The sequence below is a fragment of the Actinoplanes sp. NPDC051861 genome (genome assembly GCF_040681145.1).
In the GTDB taxonomy this organism is placed as follows: Bacteria; Actinomycetota; Actinomycetes; order Mycobacteriales; family Micromonosporaceae; genus Actinoplanes.
Window position 1 is genome coordinate 65,512 of the sequence record NZ_JBFAYE010000025.1, and the last position, 18,596, is coordinate 84,107.

The 18,596-nt window shown below is 71.6% G+C and carries 11 protein-coding genes; 5 read left to right on the forward strand and 6 right to left on the reverse strand.

Annotation, left to right across the window (positions count from 1 at the left end; all coding sequences use genetic code 11):
- The first annotated feature begins 2 nt into the window (after window positions 1–2).
- Window positions 3–758, forward strand: a complete 756-nt coding sequence (locus AB0M02_RS40190) for an MBL fold metallo-hydrolase (protein ID WP_364237212.1) — start codon at window positions 3–5, stop codon at window positions 756–758.
- Between the two features lie 57 nt (window positions 759–815).
- Here AB0M02_RS40190 and AB0M02_RS40195 read toward each other — a convergent pair whose 3' ends face one another.
- The 5 genes from AB0M02_RS40195 to AB0M02_RS40215 all read right to left on the reverse strand — a co-directional run bounded on the left by AB0M02_RS40195 (window position 816) and on the right by AB0M02_RS40215 (window position 6,754).
- On the reverse strand, window positions 816–2,369 hold the full coding sequence (locus tag AB0M02_RS40195) for a heme peroxidase family protein (protein ID WP_364237214.1): 1,554 nt from the start codon (window positions 2,367–2,369) through the stop codon (window positions 816–818).
- 95 nt (window positions 2,370–2,464) lie between these two features.
- Complete coding sequence (locus AB0M02_RS40200; RefSeq protein ID WP_364237217.1) at window positions 2,465–3,775, reverse strand: polysaccharide biosynthesis protein; 1,311 nt, start codon at window positions 3,773–3,775, stop codon at window positions 2,465–2,467.
- Window positions 3,739–4,764, reverse strand: coding sequence for an NAD-dependent epimerase/dehydratase family protein (locus AB0M02_RS40205; RefSeq protein WP_364237220.1), 1,026 nt, complete (start codon window positions 4,762–4,764; stop codon window positions 3,739–3,741). Before AB0M02_RS40205 ends, AB0M02_RS40200 begins: the two co-directional genes overlap by 37 nt.
- Complete coding sequence (locus AB0M02_RS40210) at window positions 4,761–5,558, reverse strand: glycosyltransferase family 2 protein (RefSeq protein WP_364237223.1); 798 nt, start codon at window positions 5,556–5,558, stop codon at window positions 4,761–4,763. The genes AB0M02_RS40205 and AB0M02_RS40210 overlap by 4 nt, the downstream gene beginning before the upstream one ends.
- Complete coding sequence (locus AB0M02_RS40215; RefSeq protein ID WP_364237225.1) at window positions 5,555–6,754, reverse strand: nucleotide sugar dehydrogenase; 1,200 nt, start codon at window positions 6,752–6,754, stop codon at window positions 5,555–5,557. Before AB0M02_RS40215 ends, AB0M02_RS40210 begins: the two co-directional genes overlap by 4 nt.
- Before the next feature lie 141 nt (window positions 6,755–6,895).
- Between AB0M02_RS40215 and AB0M02_RS40220 the strand changes: the two genes are divergently transcribed.
- Together AB0M02_RS40220 and AB0M02_RS40225 are read left to right on the forward strand one after the other, a co-directional pair.
- Window positions 6,896–8,752, forward strand: a complete 1,857-nt coding sequence (locus tag AB0M02_RS40220; RefSeq protein ID WP_364237227.1) for a hypothetical protein — start codon at window positions 6,896–6,898, stop codon at window positions 8,750–8,752.
- 14 nt (window positions 8,753–8,766) lie between these two features.
- The gene (locus AB0M02_RS40225; protein WP_364237230.1) at window positions 8,767–10,497 is read left to right on the forward strand and encodes a hypothetical protein; all 1,731 of its coding nucleotides are present in this window, start codon (window positions 8,767–8,769) and stop codon (window positions 10,495–10,497) included.
- A gap of 85 nt (window positions 10,498–10,582) precedes the next feature.
- On the opposite strand, the gene AB0M02_RS40230 is transcribed toward AB0M02_RS40225, so the two are convergent.
- Complete coding sequence (locus AB0M02_RS40230) at window positions 10,583–11,764, reverse strand: glycosyltransferase family 4 protein (protein WP_364237232.1); 1,182 nt, start codon at window positions 11,762–11,764, stop codon at window positions 10,583–10,585.
- Window positions 11,765–11,868: 104 nt separating this feature from the next.
- Here AB0M02_RS40230 and AB0M02_RS40235 point away from each other — a divergent pair, with 104 nt between their 5' ends.
- Together AB0M02_RS40235 and AB0M02_RS40240 are read left to right on the forward strand one after the other, a co-directional pair.
- Window positions 11,869–13,578, forward strand: a complete 1,710-nt coding sequence (locus AB0M02_RS40235) for a substrate-binding and VWA domain-containing protein (RefSeq protein ID WP_364237234.1) — start codon at window positions 11,869–11,871, stop codon at window positions 13,576–13,578.
- Entirely contained in the window at window positions 13,575–18,530 is a 4,956-nt protein-coding gene (locus AB0M02_RS40240; RefSeq protein ID WP_364237237.1) for an alpha-(1->3)-arabinofuranosyltransferase family protein, read from the forward strand. Before AB0M02_RS40235 ends, AB0M02_RS40240 begins: the two co-directional genes overlap by 4 nt.
- The last annotated feature ends 66 nt before the right edge of the window (window positions 18,531–18,596 follow it).

The window sequence follows — 18,596 nt, forward strand, 5'->3', positions numbered from 1 at the left end:
CGGTGCTGAATGAGGTGGCGGACGGTGTCTGGGTGCGGCAGAGCGAGTGGGTGTGGAGCAACGCCGTCGTGGTGCGCGGGGACGGCGGGCTGATCGTTGTGGACCCCGGGATCGGCGGGGCTGATCTCGAACAGCTCGCTGACGAGGTGGAGCGGCTCGGGATACCGGTCGTGGCCGGGTTCGCCACTCATCCGCACTGGGACCACCTGCTGTGGCATTCGCGGTTCGGGGATGTGCCCCGATATGCGACCGCCGCCTGCGCCCGAATCGCCGGTGAGGCGCGGGAGCGGGCGCAGAAGATGGCGGCGGATACCGCGCCGGGGATCCCTCTCGAACTGGTCGCGCTGCTCACCCCGCTGCCCGCGGGCGGGGCGCCCGTGCCGGGGGAGATCATCGAGCACGACGCGCACGCCGTCGGCCACGCGGCGATACTCCTCGCGGACCGGCGCGTCCTGATCGCCGGTGACATGCTCTCCGACGTGCTGATCCCGCTGCTCGACCATCGTCGCCCCGGGCAGGTGGACGCCTACCGGGCGGCGCTCGACCGGCTGGGTCAGGCAATCCAGCACGTCGATGTGCTGATCCCCGGTCACGGTGCCGTCGCCGAGGGCCCGGAGGTGCTGGGCCGCCTCGACGCCGATCGTGCCTACCTGGACGCGCTGCGGCGGGGAGAGGAACCGGCCGACGTGCGCCTGAGTCAGGACTGGCTGTCCGGCATCCACAAGTCGAACCAGGAGCAGGCCCGTCAGAGCCGTTGAGATCGGTCCCCCGCCCGGCTGATGGGGAAGGAGCCGGGCGGGGGAGACAGGCGGGGCTCAGTAGGACAGTGCGAACTTCAGGAAGTCGCCCATCCGGAACTGGCCGGTCGAGGGGGCGATCGGGGCGGCAGGGCGGAAGGACGGGTTGACGCGCAGGTAGCTGTTCTTGTCCGCGTCGAGGATGCTCAGGATCACCTCGCAGACGATGCGGGCGCCGAGGGGGCCGAGTCGTTCGCCGGCGTGGGTGAGTTCGGCTTCCTTGAGGATGTAGAACCAGAGGGGCGCCTTGCCCTGCCAGTCGGCGTTGTCCGGGTCGGGCAGGCCCAGCTGGGTGTTGGTCAGCGGCGTGATGCCCATGCGGCGGGCGACGTCCTGGCCGGCGGGCAGGCCCAGGCGTTTGCCGCGGATCAGGTTGCGCTCGGCCAGCGACGAGGTTCCCTCGGTGACGACGGTGACGGGCAGGTTGAACAGGGGCAGGGAGAGCTTTCCGTCGATGCGCCGGGCCGCGTTGCGAGGCGTCGCGGGCTTTCCGGGTACGTCAAAGAAGTGCCACCAGTCGATCTCGAGCCGGGCGGGGAGTGGGCGGTTGCCGCGCAGGTCGCTGCCCTCGGCGCCGAAGATGGGCCCGACCGCGGGCGGGGTGGTTCGGGCGTTCATCAGGTAAGCGGCGCGGACCATGCTGTGGCCGAAGCGGTAGGCGGCGACCGAGTACTCGATCGGCATCATCGGCCGGTGCGGGTTCTTCGGCTTGTAGTACTCGCGGTTGACGCGGCCCTTGCCGTCGAGGAAGCGGCCGACGACCTCGGGGCCGGCCACCTTGTCGAGGAAGTCGTGAATGATGATCCACTGGAAGTGCCAGCGGGTCAGGCGCTGGGCTTCGGCGAGGTTGCGGGCCTGGCCGGTGTCGAGGCAGCGGTTGTGGAACTTCGCGAACGCCAGGTGCAGCTGAGCGACGATCAGGTTCTCGTCGTTGCGGGCGTCGCCGATGATGGCGCTGCCGTCGGCGCGGCGGGGCAGGTCGTCGACGCCGTTCACGTTGCGGACGACCTTCATCCGGGTCTTGTCGGCCTCGTAGAGGTCCGGGTCGGTGTCCGGGCCGCGGCCGTAGAGCGAGCCCAGGTCGAACAGCGGCGTGTCGAAGTTGGTCAGGGCGTGCGGGTCGGCCTCCTGCTCGGGCAGCGGGGTCCGGTCCAGGGTCATGTCGTGGTCGATGAACTGGCCGAGGAACGTGAAGCCGGCGGGGATGCGCGGGTTGTCGAGGTCGCTGCCGGCCGGGCCGGTCGGCTCGCCCATCTGCCTGGCGAGCGATTTGATCAGCTCGTCCGGCGGGGAGTACGCCTCGGCGTTCTTGAACATGACCCCGAAGCGTCCCTCCTGGGCACGCCCGGCCTTGACCGCGATGTCGCTGCCCCGGGTGCCGGCAACCGCGTGTTTCCAGTCCTGGGAAGCCGGCGGCACGGCGGCCGCCGGAGCGGTCACGGCGGCTGGGGTGGAGGCGGCCGCGGAAGCGGAGGCGGCGGTGGAGCCGGCGCCGACCGACGCCGCGACTGCCGCGCCCGCGCTTGCGGCGAGCAGTGTCCGCCTGTCGAGGCAGGCCGATTCGTCGCTCATGGAGTTCCCCTTCGCCAACAGCTGGACCGATGCCAGCGAAGGTAATAGGAAATCTACAAAAAGCGGATACTGAAGGAAATTCCAGGCTGGACGGATTAATCCGACTCGGGACCCTGCGGCCCGGAAGAGGTAGCCGCCCGCATCCGCCCGCCACGTCCCGCGTTGTAGGTCAGATACCCCGTCGCCACCAGCGCCAGAGCCGCCGTCCCCGCAGCGCACCACATGATCGCCGTGAACGTGTGCGGGACGAGCCACGCGGCCACCACGAGGATCCCCGTCGCGACCCACAGCGGCGCCGACGGCCACTTCGCCCCCGACGCGACCTGCGCGTTGACCAGCACGAACACCAGTGCGTAGAGCGCGCCGGTGAGGGCGAACACCGGCGCGTACCGCCCCAGCTCGACGTAGTCCTCCCCGCCCGCGAACCGGAACGCCAGCCCTCCGGCCAGCGCCGACATCACGACGAGAAGCGTGCCCGAGCCGGTCACCAGCCCGATCGACACCGTCAGTGCCCGGCGGCTGCCCTGAGCGAGCCGGGGGAGCGCGAGCACCGTGACCACCTGCGGCGCCCAGATCGCACCTTTGGTCAGGACGGTGCCGACCGCGTACGCGCCGGACACCGACGGTGGCAGCAGGGCACGGGCCAGCAGCAGGTCGGCGTAGGAGACCACGAGCATGGCGAGCGTCGCCGAGGACGCGGTGAGGACGTGGCGCGGGGTGACGCCGCGGGTGCCGCCGCCGGAGCCGCGGGCGACGAACGACAGCACCACCGGGATGAACAGTGACACCACGGTGCCGATCAGCACCGACTCGGTCAGGCCGGCGCCCAGCAGCAGGCCGGCGACCAGACCGCCGTAGCGCCCGGCGGCCAGCACCGCCATGCCCAGGGCGAGCCGCAGGAACCGCTCGTCACCCTGGAGCTGCCCGAGCCAGCGACCGGCCACCACGATCGCGCCGGTGTAGACGGCGAGCAGCAGCATCACCGTCGGCGGCAGGTCGAACGCCGCACCGGCGAACGGCGTCAGCAGCGCGACCAGGGCGGCGCAGGCGGCGGCGGTGATCCAGCCGACGTACCGGGCCGTCGAGCCCGGGTGCTTGGCGCGCTGGACCGCGACCGCGATCTGCAGGCCCATGCCGGGCACGGTGACGATGGCGACGATGGCCAGCACGGTGGCGAGCGCGCCGAGGTCGGCGGCGTCCAGCGTACGGGCGCCGAGCACCGGCACGACGTACCCCATGCCGCTGGAGACCGCGCTGGCCACGGCGACCGCCGCGCCGCCGATGCCGATGACGCGGCCGGACGGACGTCGCGCGGCCAGCTCGGAGAGCTCGGCGGCGGCCTTGGGCGGAACCGGCGAGGAGGAGCCGCCTACAAGCGGCCGTCCTCCACTGCCTGCCTGATCCACGGAATCACCTCGTCGAGCATCGCGTCGAGCGTGGTCTCGGCGGTGAAGCCGAGAACCTCCTGTGCCTTGGTAACGTCCGGCACCCGCATCGCGACATCGTGCGCGAACGGCTCGTCGCTGACGAAGCGGAACGGGACGTCCGTTCCCTTGATCTTGTGCCAGATCAGCTCGGCGAGCTGGAGCACGGTGGTGGACTCCGCGGTGGAGAGGTTGAAGTCGTCGTTGCCGGCGGCCTCGTGCTCCATCGCCGTGACGATGCCGCGCGCCAGATCCCCGCCGTACGTGTAATGCCGCACCTGGTCACCGGCGCCCAGAATGTGCAGCGGGTCCTGGCCCTTGAGCACCTTCTGCACCAGGTCCGGCACGACGTGCGACATGGCCAGCTTGACGTTGCCGGAGAGCACCTCGGCCTCACCGAGCGCCCGGCCCTCGCCCACGCCGACGCAGTTGAACGGGCGCACGATCGTGTACGGCAACCGGTACTGATCCCAGGCGGCCCGCGCGTAGTACTCCACGGCCAGCTTCTGGAAGCCGTACGACGAATGCGGCGGCGGGATGAGCCGCTGGTCGCCCTCCTTGCTGGGCCAGCGGTCGGTGGACTCGAAGACCATCGACGAGGACACGTACGTGACCTTCTTGAGAGTCCCGTTCCGATGTGCGGCGATCGCGGCGTCACAGGAGGACGCCATGATCCGCTCGTTGGTGGCGAGCAGGTCGTACGCGTACGCATGGAAGTAGGAGATCCCGCCGATCATCGCCGCACCCGCGATGAAGTGGTCGCACCCGTCCAGCAGCGACGTGACCAGCTCGACGTCACGGGCGTCGCCCTCGACGAACCGGAAGTTGGGGTGGTCGTCGTAGCTGTGCGCCACCGGCCCGTACTTGGAGAAGTTGTCCAGGCCGACCACCGAGTGGCCACGCCCGAGCAGCTCCTCCACCAGGTACCCGCCGATGAACCCGGCGGAGCCGGTCACCAGTACCTTAGTCATGCCGGTGTTTCCTCCCTATTCTGCGAAATGTCCGAGATGTCGGACAGGACAGTGGGCCGGTGCGCCGCCCACCGAGCCGCGAGCTGTTCGGCAGACAGCGTCCGCCCGAACGCGAAAAAGTACCAGCGCAGATAAGACGGCAGGAACCGCCCCACATCGAAGTGTGACTCCCCGAGCTGCCGATCCAGCCAGATCGTCGGGATCTCCGCAACCGGCCGCCGCGACCGGGTCGCCTTCGCCGTCAGCTCGATACCGATCTCGAACCCGGTGTTCGACTCGATGCCCACCTCACGCACGAAGTCCGTGTCGTACGCCTTGAAGCTGTTGGTCGCGTCCCGGGTGCCGACCCGCGCGAACCAGTGCAGCGTCCGCCCCGCCCACTTCGACGCCATCCCCTTGAACCGCGGCCCGCCGACCTGCTGCCCGCCCGGCATGTACCGCGACGCCGCCGCGACCACCACGCCCCGGTCCACGAGCCGGGCCAGGTCGTCGATCTGCCGCGGGTCGTCGCAGCCGTCGGCCATCGTCACGACCGCCACCGGCGCGCGGGCCGCGTCGATGCCGAACCGGATCGCGTTCGCCGGCCCCCGCCCGTACGTGTTCAACACCGTGCGCACCCGCGGATCGGTCCGCGCGATCTCCAGCGCGTACGGCACCGTGGTGTCCTCGGGCATGTCGTGCACCACCAGGATCTCGGCCGGCAGCAGCACCTCGCGCAGGATGCGCTCCAGGTGCTTCACCACGCCTTCGCCCTCGTTGTAGACCGGAATGACCACCGAGACCCGTGGTGTCATACCAGCACGCCCTTTCCGGTCAGGCCCCACATGTCGATCAGCGGCTGGGTCGGCGCGAGGCCCGCGTAGTCGGTGTGCGGCGCCGCGATCACCAGCAGGTCGGCCCGGGACAGCACCTCGTCCAGCGGCAGCAGCCGGTCGTCGGCCACGTACGGGTCGGTGCAGAGCGTCTCCCGCGCCTTGAGCGTCAGGATCTTCTTCAGCTTGTACGCCAGGCTGTCCCGAGGGTCGTCGCTGCCGCCCTTGAACGCCATGCCCAGGATGCCGACGGTCATGTCCGCGAGGTCGAAGCGGTCCTCGAGCCGGGACACCAGATAGAGAGGTAGGCCCTCGTTGATCAGCATCGCCGAGTGGCCGAGCACGAAGTTGTTCCGGTTGAACGCCGCCAGCTGCATGGTGTCCTTGAGCAGGCAGGGCCCGGCGGCGAACCCGGGCATCGGCAGGTCGTCCGCGCGCGGGTAGTCGAAGGTCACCGCGTGCCGGATCTTCGCGAAGTCGAGCCCGAAGTCGTTGGCCATCATCCAGAACTGGTTGGCCGCCGCGAACTTCAGATAGCGCCAGGTGTTGGTGTACAGCTTCGCCAGCTCGGCCTCCTCCGGCTCCAGCCGGACGATCGAGCCGGTCAGGTTGCGGAAGAGCTTCTCGGCCCGGTCCATCGCCTGAGGTGTACGCGCCGCGACGATCTGCGGCAGTGTGAACAGCTCGGTCATGGCCTTACCCTCGGCGATCCGCTCCGGGCAGAACGCCACGTCCACGGTGAGGCCGTGCTTGACCAGCAGCTTCTCGGTCAGCGCCGTGACACCCGGGTAGACCGTGCTGCGCAGCACGATCAGCTGCCCGTCGTGCAGGTGCTCGACGCAGCGCTCGATGGCCCGCGGAACCGCGCCCAGATCCGGGTTGAGGTGCTCGTCGACCGGCGTGCCGACCACGACGACCAGGGCGTCGGCCCGCCCGACGCTGGCCGGGTCGGTGGTGGCGCGCAGCCGCCCGGCCCCGGTCGCCTCGGCGAGAAGCTCGGCGGCGCCCTCCTCGGCGAACGGCATGACACCGCTGTTGACCCGGTCGACCGCGGCCGCGTCGATGTCGTAGAGGACGACCGACAGCCCGCGCGCGGCCAGCGCGATGCCGAGGGGCAGCCCGACCCGGCCGCAGCCGCCCACCACACAGATGTCGACCGCGTTGCTGGGTTGTGTCATCTCGCCTCGCATATCCCCGCTTTGGTGCTGGCCCGCGTAGGTTACTGGTGAGGAAACTTCAGGTCTAGTGGTCGTTCAGGCACAGCGGGCAACCAGGGGCTCCGCAGCCAAACACGAAGCGGTTTATGGCACCCTGCTGTCGTGTCCCTGGCCGAAAGCCCCACAGAACAAGCGCCACAGCCGACCGAGAACGCGCCGGCCGTCGGCATCACCATCACGACGGTCGCCGCCGTGCTCATCGCGGCGAGTGTGGCCGCCCGGGCCGCGATCGCCCAGCGTGGCTACCTGTCGTACGACGACTTCCCCATGCTGTCGCTCGCCGAGGCGAACGCGCTGGTGCCCAACTATCTGTTCGGCCTGTTCAACAACCACCTGATGCCCGCCGGGCACGCGGTCAACTGGCTGACGCTGCGGTTCGGCGGGTTCGACTACGCGCCGTTCCTCGGGCTGCTGATGGCCGGTCAGGCGGCGGTGAGCATCGCGCTGTACCGGCTGTTGCGCCTGATGCTCCAGCCCACCTGGATGCTGCTGGTCCCGCTGGCCGTCTTCCTGTTCAGCCCGCTGACGCTGGAGGCCTCGTCGTGGTGGGCCGTCGGCATCAACATGCTGCCGATGCAGCTCGCCATGGTCCTCGCGGTCGGCGCCCAGGTGAAGTACATCCGGACCCGGCGCCGCAAGCACCTGGTGACGCTCGCGCTCTCGGTGCTGCTGGGCCTGATCTTCTTCGAGAAGGCCCTGCTCACCGTCGCGCTGGTCTTCCTGATGACGCTCTGCCTGTACGCACCCGGCGGCCCGGTGCGCGCGGTGATCACCACGATCCGCCGGTGGTGGCCGTCCTGGGTCACACTCACCCTCATCTCGCTGCTGTTCCTCGCCGGGTACCTGTCGCGCTCCACCTCGTCGCTGCGCCGCCCGGCGTCGGTGAACGAGGTGGTCGAGTTCGTCGCGCAGATGTTCACCCACACGCTGATCCCGGGTCTGCTCGGCGGCCCGTGGTCGTGGTTCCCGGCCGGTGACGGCGCGCCGATCACCGCGCCCGCCCAGCCGATGCGCTTCGCCGCGATCGGCGTCGTGCTGGCGTTCGTGGCGTTCACGATCTGGCTCCGCGGTGCCGCCGCGGCGCGCGCCTGGCTGCTCGTGCTGCTCTACACGGGGCTGGTCGCGGGCCTGCTCGGCGCGACCCGGATGGGCTCGGTCTACAGCGCCGTGGCCGGCGCGGTGCCCCGGTACATCGCCGACGTGATGGTGGTCGCGGCGATCGCGATCGGTGCGGCGCTGTGCGGGCTGCGGCGCGAGGGCGTCGAGGAGGAGAAGCGCGCGCCGCGCAGGCTGCCGGCGTTCACCGCCCGGTTCGCCCAGCCGGCCCTGCTCGGCACGCTCGCGGTGCTGCTGGCCAGCGCGACCGTCTCCGGCCTGAGGTTCGGTGACGAGTGGTCGCTCAAGGCCGGCCGCGACTACCTGGCCAACGCCCGCGCCGACCTGGTCACGATGCCGGCCGGCACGGTGTTCATGGACGAGCCGGTGCCGGAGGAGGTGGTCGGGTCGCTGTCGCAGCCGTACAACCTGCAGTCGAAATTCTTCGCGCCGATGGAGAACGGGCCGGTCTTCGTGACGCAGTCCCGGGAGGTGTCGGTCTTCGACGAGAGCGGGCACATCCGGCCCGGCTGGGTCAGCGGCGTCAAGGCCGAGCCTGGCCCGCTGTCCGGCTGCGGCTACCAGCTGGGGTACGGGAAGACCACCGACATCCCGCTGGAGTCCGAGGTGCCGGCGTACTGGCACGTGGTGCGGATCGCGTACCTCGCCGACCGGGACACCTCGGCGCGGCTGCGGATCGGCATCGACAAGCCGGTCGCGTTCGACGTGCGGCGCGGCCTGAACGCGATGTTCCTGATCGTCTGGGGCAGCGGGTCGAGCGTCCAGGTGGAGATCGTCGACAAGGCGGCCAGCGTCTGCTCCAACGAGCTGCACGTCGGGGAGCTAGTCCCCGCACCGAAGTAGTGAGACTCAGGGCGTTGGCGGCCGGGATCACCGCGGTGGTCCTGGCGCCGCTCGTGCTGCCGGGATACGTGCTGCGCTACGACATGGTGTTCGTGCCCCGGCAGCCGCTGAGCTGGGAGATGATCGTCCCCGCCGACGCGCTGCCGCGGGCGGTGCCGCTGGACGCGCTCGTCTCGCTGCTCAACGTGGCGGTGCCGGGCTGGCTGCTGCAGCGGATAGCGCTGGTCGCGGTCGTCTACCTGTCCGCCCTGGGAGCGGCCCGGCTGGTGCCCACGGACCGGGCGCTGACCAAGGCGGTGGCGGCGTTCGCGTACGCATGGACGCCTTTCCTGGCCGAACGGCTGCTCCTCGGCCAATGGGCGCTGCTTCTCGCGTACGCATGCCTGCCTTTCATGGTGGCCGCCGCGCGTGACCTGCGCGCCGGGCGCCAGAAGGCACTGCCCCGGCTGATCATCGCCGCCGCGCCCGCCGCGGTGACCCCGACCGGCGGCCTGATCGCGCTGGTCACCGTGGCCATCCTGCTCCCGCTCCGGTCACGCGCCACCGCGATCGCCCTGGCCGCCGTGACCGCGCTCAACGCACCCTGGCTGCTTGCCTCGCTGGCCAGCGCCGCGGGTGGCCGCTCCGATCCGGAAGGCATCGCGCAGTTCGCCGCGCGCTCGGAGAACTGGGCGGGCACGCTGGTCGCGCTGGCCGGAACCGGCGGCATCTGGAACGCGCAGACCGTTCCCGCCAGCCGCGTCACCGCCGCGGCCCCGGTCGTCACCCTGCTGTTGCTCGCGGTGGCCGTGGTGGGGCTGCGGGTGCTGCGCACCCGGTGGCCGGGCGGCGCGGTCCGGCTGTTCGTGCTGGCCGCGGGCGGTTTCGTGCTGGCCGCGGCGGGTGCCGGGCCGACCGCACCCCTGCTCGAGTGGCTGGTCACCCATGTGCCGGGGGCCGGCCTGCTGCGGGACGGGCAGAAATTCTTGATTCCGTACGCGCTGACGCTGGCTCTCGGATTCGCACTCGGTGCGGAGGCTCTCGCCGAGCGGCTGTCCCGCCGGTTCGAACCGGCCGCCGGGCTCGTGGTGCTGGCCGGCGCGCTGCTGCTGCCGATCGTGGCGCTGCCGGACCTGGCGTTCGGCGTCGGCGGCGCGCTGCGGCCGGTGCGGTACCCGGCTGACTGGGACCGGGTCGCCGCGATCGTGGCCGCCGCTCCGGGCGAGGTGCTGTCGCTGCCGTTCGAGGGCTACCAGCGCTACCCGTGGAACCGGGACGTCGTGGTCCGCGACCCGGCGCCGCGATACCTGGACGCACCGGTGCTGATGAACGACGCGCTGCGGGTCGGCGCGGTGATCGTCGACGGGGAGAACCCCCGGGCCGCGGCCGCCTGGGCGCACCTGGAGGCCGGCCGCCCGGCCGCCTCGCTCGGTGTCAAGTGGGTGCTCGTCCGCGGCGAGGTCCCGGTCGCCACGCTGGCCGGTCTCCGTCTCGTCCACGAGGGCCCCGACCTGCGATTGTGGGAGAATCCGGCGATTGGGGCAGGTGTCCGGCTCTCCGCGGCGTCCCGCCGAATTCCGTCGCTGACAGCACACCTACTGGCCGGTACGGTGGTCGTCGTCGCAGTTCTCGCGCTGCTGCCCGTCCGCAGAAGATCGTGGTACGGTCCGCGCACCCACGAGTCCGGGGAGGAACAAAAATGGCCAAGTTGGCCACGTTCGTCATCGCTGCCGTCGCCGGGGGTGTCCTCGGCATCGTCGGTGTAGTCGCGACCGTCGGTGCGGTGAGCCCGTCCGCCGAGCATGTCGCCAGTGAGAACGCCAGCAGCACGGCGGATCTGGAGAGCTCGGTTTACGGAACTCGCTGATCAGCCGGCTTCGGCTGTTCGCCGGCGAGCTGTCCGGCGACCACCTGGGAGAACGCCTCACCGGCTTTCTCCCAGGTGAATCGCCGGGCATGCGCCGCCGCGGCGGCGCCCATCGCGTTCCGCCTACGGGCGTCGAGCACCAGTGAGCGCACCGCCCGGAAGAATTCGTACTCGTCCTCGACCAGCATCCCGGTCTCCCCGTCGACCATGGCGTCCGCGACGCCGCCGGCGGAGCGGAACGCGATCGACGGTGTGGCCCGCGCCCCGGCCTCGACGATGGTCAGGCCCCAGCCCTCCTTGAGCGAGGGCATCAGCATCAGCCAGGAGCCACAGAGCAGCTCGTGCTTGTGCTCCTCGGACACGAAGCCGGTGAACCTGACCCGGTCCTCGATACCCAGGTCGGCGGCGAGCCGGGTCAGCGGCTCGTCCCACCAGCCCTGACCGGCCACCACGAGCTCGACGTCGGGCAGCTCGGTGGCGAGCAGCGCGGTGGCCCGCAGCGCGATCTCCACCCGCTTGTGCGGCACCAGCCTGCCGAGAACCATCAGGCTCGGGTTCGGCGTACGCGCCACCGGCGCTCCGGTCACCTCGGGAGTCCCGTTGTGCACCACCGAGATGCGGTGCCGGTCGACGCCGAGCCCGACCAGCTCCTCGCGGGTGGATTCGGACACGGTGATGTAGCGGCAGTTGCGGTAGACGCGTACCGCCAGGCGTGACTCGATCCACCAGCCGATGCGGGCGACCCGCGGGCCGAACACGACCGGCCACTGCTCACGGTGCACGTGGTGGACCAGTGCGATGACCGGACGGCGGGTCCAGAGGCGGCTGAGGAACGGCATGCCGTTGCCGACGTCGACGATCAGATCCGGACGGCCGAGCTGGCGGCGCGACAGGGGGCCGAAGCCCAGGACGCCGAGCAGATATGTCAATGCGGCGCGCAGATATACCGTGTGCCGTCCGCCGCGGCGGACGATACGCATGCCGTCGGAATTGATCTCTTCGGCCGGGGCGGAACCATACGCCTGGCAGAGAAGAGTGACCCGGTAGCCTTTCCCGATCAATTCAGCGGCGATCCGTTCCAGGAACAGCTCGGAGCCGCCACCTTCCGGGTGGTGGGTGTCCCGCCAGTTCAGGAACACGATGTGACCGCTGGAGGCGTCCGTCATGGTCTACTCTGCACCCCTACTAGCGAGTACGATTCGCGGTCGCGTCACACTAGGGCAGCCTCGGGAATAACCGCAACGGTGGCGTAACAAATGGAGGAGACCGCGTGACCGATGGGAGCCTCCGCTCGAGACCGGAATTCTGGCCGGTCACGCTCCTGAGCGTCGCGTTGATCGCGGTACTGGGCGGCTGGGCCGGAGTCACATACGTCGAGCGGACCCGCAAGGACCCGCCGTGCGCCGAACGGACCACCCTGCGGGTGGCCGCGGCGCCGAGCATCACCCCGCCCGTGCGGCAGGTGGCCACCCGGCTCACCGAGCGGCAGCGGTGCCTCGACGTCATCGTCGAGGCGCGGGAGTCGGCGGAGGTGCTGCGGACGATCGCGAACTCCGCGCCGGAACGGCTCGCCGCCGCCTCGGCCGCGCCCTCGCCCAGCGCTTCCGGCGACGGCGCGGCTGTCACCGAGGCGCCGGACGTCTGGCTGCCCGAGTCGACGCTGTGGCTGCGGCGCGCGCGGGCCGTCGGCGCGTTCCAGGTGCCCGCCGAGGGTGTCTCGGTGGCCGGCACCCCGATCGTGCTGGCGCTGGACCCGAAGACCGCCGGCCGCCTCGGCAAGGGCGGCGACCTCGCCTGGAAGGGGCTCGTGGACGCGGCGAAGCCACCGGTGGCCGTGCTACTGCCGGACCCGGCGATCAGCCCGCTCGGCTTCGGCGGCCTGGTCGGCATCCGGTCGCTGGCCAAGTGGGACGAGGCCGGCACGGCGCGGACCATGCGCCGGCTGTCGAAGGACACCGTCTCCACGGCCGGCGAGGCAGCGCCCGACCCGACCGGGCCGGGTAAGGACGAGACCGCTGTGGTCAGCACCGAGCAGCAGGTCCTGCTTTCCACCACCGAGAACGGCGAGCCGCAGGTGGCGGTCTACCCGCCGGACGGCGTGCCCGGACCCGACTACCCGTACGCCGTACTCACCTCGTCCACCGAGGCCCGGGACACGGCGACCGCCCTGCTGCGCGCGATGCTCGCCGCCGACGGCGCCGCCGCGTTCACCGAGCACGGGCTGCGCACCCCGGCCGGTGCGGCGCCGGCCGAGATCCCGGCCGGCACCGGGATCAGCAAGGCCGACCTGCCGCCGACCGCCCTGCCCGCCGAGGCCGACACCGAGGACCTGCTCAACGCGTGGGGCGGTGTGCACATCAGCGCCCGGATGCTGGCCGTCTTCGACATCTCCGGCTCGATGGCCGCAGCCGTGCCCGGCTCCGGTGAGACCCGGATGTCGGCCACCATCAAGGCCGCGCAGGAAGGCTCCAACCTGCTGCTGAGCACCACCGACCTCGGTGTCTGGGAGTTCTCCATCGACCTCGACGGCAAGCGCGACTACCGCGAGGTGATCCCGGTCGGCCCGCTCGGCCCGCGCCGCGCGGAGATGCTCAAGCGGGTCGGCGAGATCAAGGTCAAGCCGGACGGCGGAACGGGCCTCTACAACACGACGCTCGCGGCGTACCAGAACGGCACCCGGAACTGGACGCCCGGCCGGATCAACATGGTCCTGATCCTCACCGACGGCGCGGACGACAACGCCGACGGCATCACCCGGACCGCGCTGCTGCGTGAGCTGGGCGGACTCGTGGACCGCAAGCGGCCGCTGCCGATCCTGTTCATCGGCGTCGGGCCGGACATCGACAAGGACGAGCTGAACCAGATCGCCAAGGTCACCGGTGGCAGCGTCGCGCTGACCGCGAAGCCTTCCGGAATCCGGGAGATCTTCTACACTGCGCTGGCTCAGTTCAGCTGCCTGCCCCCGGAGTGCCGACGATGACTGCCGCCCTCCGGGAGCGGACGCCCGCCGTGGCTGACGTACCACCCGCACCACGCCGCCGTTCCTGGCTCGCGGCCGGCGGAGCCCTGCTGCTCGTCGCCGCCGCGTTCCTGCAGCGCCCGGGCGAGACGACGTTCGACACGAAGCTGGATCTGGTCGAGAACCCGATCGGCTTCATGGAGCGGGCCCTGCACCTGTGGAACCCGGTGGCCACCTCGGGCGAACTGCAGCAGCAGGCGTACGGCTACCTGTTCCCGATGGCACCGTTCTTCGCCGCCGGTGACCTGCTCGGCGTCCCCTCGTGGATCACCCAGCGGGTGTGGAGCGCGCTGCTGCTCCTGGCCGCCTACTACGGCGTGCTGCTGCTGGCCCGGGTGCTGCGGATCGGCAGCGAGGCGGGACGGGTGATCGGCGCGCTGGCGTACGCGCTGGCACCCCGCATGCTCACCGAGATCGGCCCGCTCTCCTCGGAGATGCTGCCGGTCGCCGCGCTGCCCTGGGTGCTGCTGCCGCTGGTCTGCGTGCACCGGATCGGCTCGGCCCGCCGTGCCGCCGCGCTCTCCGGCCTGGCCGTGCTCTTCATGGGCGGCATCAACGCCGCCGCCGTGGTGATGGCCCTCGTGCTGCCCGGCATCTGGCTGCTCACCAGGCAGTGGGACCGGCGCCTGTTCTCGCTGATGTTCTGGTGGGTGCTCTGCGTCGTCGGTGCCACCCTGTGGTGGATCGTCCCGCTGCTGCTCTTCGGCGAGTACAGCCTGCCGTTCCTGGACTTCATCGAGTCGTCCGGCACCACCACCGCGGTGACCTCGCTCTTCCAGGCGCTGCGCGGCACCAACCAGTGGGTCGGCTACATCGTCTCGGGCGAGCCGTGGTGGCCGGCCGGATGGGTGCTGATCGACAACCCCGGCCTGATGATCGTGACCGCGCTGATCGCCGCGATCGGCCTGTTCGGGCTCGCCTCGCGCGGGCTGCCGGAGCGCCGGTTCCTGGTGCTCGGCGCGCTGACCGGCCTGACGCTGCTGACCGTGGGCTACGTCGGCACCCTGGACAGCCCGTTCGCGCCGCAGATCCGGGAGCTGCTGGACGGCCCGCTCGCCCCGCTGCGCAACGTGCACAAGTGGGAGCCGGTGCTGCGGCTGCCGATCGCGCTCGGTGTCGCGTACGCCGCCACCCGCGCGCTGACCTGGCGCCGCTTCCGGATCCGGATCCCGGCCGCACCGGTGATCGCCGTGCTGGTCCTCGTCGCCGCGACGCCGGCCTGGACGGGCGTGCTGCGCCCCGGGCCCGGCTGGTCGTCGGTCCCGTCGTACTGGACCGAGGCCGGCGACTGGCTCGCCGACCGGGACGCGCAGGCCCGCACGCTGGTGGTGCCCGGCGCCGGTTTCGCCCAGAGCACCTGGGGCCGCACGGTCGACGAGCCGCTCCAGCCGCTCGCCGGCGCGCCCTGGTCCACCCGCAACCAGATCCCGCTCAGCTCCGAGGGCAACATCCGGGTGATGGACGCGGTCGAGACTCTGCTCGCCCAGGGACGCGGCTCACCCGCCCTGGCCGACTTCCTGGCCCGCAACGGCTACAAGTACCTGCTGGTCCGGCACGACCTGGACCGCGCCGCCACCTCGGCGCCACCGATCGCGGTGATCCGCCAGGCGATCAGCGGCTCGCCCGGCCTGGCCGCGGCCGCCACGTTCGGCCCGCGGGTCGGCGCGGGAGGCGCGGCGCCCAGCCCCGCCGACACCGGGGTCTCCGTGCCGGCCATCGAGATCTTCGAGGTGCGGCGGGACGTGCCGGTGGTATCGGCGACCCGGCTCGCCGACGTGCCGGTGGTCAGCGGCGGCCCCGAGTCGCTGCTCGAGGTCATGGACAAGGGCCTGATCGACAGCCGGCAGCCGGCCGTGCTCACCGGCGACGTGGACGGCGACCTCGGGCTGACCGAGGCGGCCGGGCCGGCGATCGTCACCGACGGCCTGCGCCGCCGCGAGCTGAACATCGGCCGGATCCGCGACAACGTCAGCCAGACCCTCACCGAGGACGAGAAGACCCGGCAGGACCGGGTCCGTACCGACCTCATCCCGTTCTCCGCCAAGGGCCACCTGACGGTCGCCGCCTACCAGGGCATCCGTACGGTCGAGGCGTCCAGCTCCGCCAGCTTCGCCGACTCGCTCGGCGCCGGCGACCCGTCCGCCCTGCCGTTCGCGGCACTCGACGGCGACCCGGCGACGGCGTGGCGCGCCGACCAGTACCAATCGCCCGCCGGCCAGTGGCTGCAGGTCGAACTGGAGACGGCCAAGCGGGTCACCTCGGTGACCGTGGACTTCTCCGACGACCTGCGGATCGCCGCACCGGTCGCGATGGTCCGCCTGATCACCGACCAGGGCCCGGTGGACCGGGACGTCCCCGAGACGCCCGGCCCGCACGAGCTCGCCACACTGCCCGGCCTCACCACCTCGGTACGCGTGATCGTGCTCGCCCTCCGCCAGGGCTACCAGGGCAGCGTCGCGCTGCGCGAACTGGGCATCCCCGGGCTGGAGGCGCAGCGTGGCCTGCGGGTGCCCGCCGACACCGGCACGGCCGCCGCACCGGTGTTCGCGTTCCGGCGCGCGCCGCAGCAGCGGGCCGCCTGCTACGCGACCGGCGCGACGGTCCGCTGCGACCAGTTCCTGGCCCGCGCCGGCGAGGAGCCCCTCGGCGTGGACCGCTACTTCACCGCGCCGGTGGCCGCCGCCTACGACCTGCGACTGACCGCCCTGCCGAGGCCCGGCGCCGCCGTGCCGTTCGACCGCCCGATGCACGCCGCCGCCTCGTCGACGCTGACCGGCGACCTCACGGTCGGCGCACACGCCGCGGTCGACGGCGACCCGGCGACCAGCTGGCTGGCCGAGCCCACCGACGAGAAGCCGATGCTGCGCCTGTCCTGGACCGGCGAGCGGCGCATCGATCGGGTGCGGCTGGTGACCGCGGACGCGCCGGCCACGGCCAAGCCGCAGCACGTGCTCGTCGCCAGTCCGTCCGGGCAGACCGAGCAGCCGGTGGACGCGAACGGCTGGGTGCGCTTCCCGGCGGTGACCACCGACCGGCTCGACCTGACCATCACGTCGACGGCCGAGGTCGAGGCCGACAGCCGCGGCAACGGCTGGCGGGCTCCGGCCGGGGTCGCCGAGATCGAGGCGCCGGCGCTGGACGATCTGCTCACCCCGGCCGCGACGGCCACCCCGATCGCGGCGCCGTGCGGGAAGGGACCCACCGTCGAGCTGGACGGCGTCGCCTACCCGACCTCGGTCACCGGCACGCTCGCCGACGTCCGGGCAGGCCGGGCGCTCCCGGTCACGATCTGCGACGACTTCGCGAGCGAGTCGGTGCAGCTGACCGCGGGGGAGCACCGGCTGCGCACGGTGCCGTCCGAGGCCTTCCTGGCCGAGTCGGCCACGCTGGTCCACGACGGCGCGGCGGCCACGCCACCGGTCGTCACCCAGCGGGCGGTCACGGTCGAGCAGTGGGACGCAACCGAGCGCCGGGTCACCGTCGCCGCCGGTGAGGCCGCGCTGCTCGTGGTGCCGGAGAACCTCAACGCGGGCTGGACGGCCACCCTGGACGGCCAGGACCTGCGCGCGGTACGGGTGGACGGCTGGCAGCAGGGTTTCGCCGTGCCCGCAGGTGCCGGCGGTGAGGTGACACTGCGGTTCGCGCCCGACGAGCCGTACCGGGCCGGTCTCGCGGCCGGCGCGGCCTGCGTCGCGCTGGTCGTGCTGCTGGCCCTGGTGCCGGCCCGCCGCCGGGTGGTGGTGAGCCGCCCGCTCGCCCGGACCTTCCGGGCGATTCCCGGCGGCGAGGGCTGGATCATCGTGCCGCTGCTGGCGCTGGCGGTCGCCCTCGGCGGCGCGGCGGGCGCGGTCTTCCTGCTGCTCGGGCTCATCGTGCGGCAGCTGCGGCCCAGCCTGCTGCCCGGCCTCGCCCTGGTGAGCGCCGGTACCGGCATCGCGGTCGCCGTCGCCGGGCGCCAGCTGGGACATGGTCAGGAGTGGGCGTACGGGCTGAGCGTTCAGCTGGCGATGCTGGCGGCCGTCTGCTGGGTGGCGGCGACCGTCGCGCCCGCGGCCGGCCACCCCGAGGAAAAGGTGCGAGTGGACGAACCGAACATCGAGCCGGATCCGGACCCGCACCGGGCGACACTGGGCCGCTCGGTAGCCCTGTTCCGGGCGTTCCTGGTCGAGCAGACCGATCCCGACCGGTTCTACTCGCACCTCGCCGCCGACTCGGTACGCCAGCTGCGCTCGTACGTGTCGCTCGACGGCGCGCGGGTGCTGGACGTGGGCGGCGGGCCGGGTTACTTCGCGTCCGAGTTCCGCCGCGCCGGTGCCGCGTACGTCGGTATCGATCCCGCCGTCGGCGACTTCGCCGCGGCCGGCGCCGAGGTGGGCGGGATGGTCCGCGGCAGCGGCACCGCCCTGCCGATCCGCACCGGCGCCCTCGACGTCACCTACTCGTCGAACGTCCTGGAACACGTCGCCGACCCGGAGGCGATGCTCGACGAGATGGTACGGGTGACCCGCCCCGGCGGAACGATCTTCGTGTCGTTCACGCCGTGGCTCTCACCGCACGGCGGCCACGAGACCGGGCCGTGGCACCTGCTGATCGGCGGCAACCGTGCGCGGCGCCGCTACCAGCGGATCCACGGCCGTGAGCCGAAGAACCGGTACATGGAGTCGCTCTTCCCGATCAGCGCGGCGCGCACCATGCGCTGGGCCCGGGCGGCGCGCCGGGCAGGATCGGTCACCGTGGTCGATGTCCTGCCCCGGTACCACCCGGGATGGGCGAAATGGGTTGCCCGGGTACCGGTCCTGCGCGAGGCGCTGACGTGGAATTTCACCGTCGTGCTGCGGCGCACGGGGACGTCCGATTCAGCAATCGTTCAGGAAGATCTGGTCCAGGTCTCGCGTCCGCATGTGACTCAGTAGTAACCTTCCGCCAGCTCCGCAAACGGAACCCTTTCGAATTCTTGTTCTTACCTCGTGTTAATTACC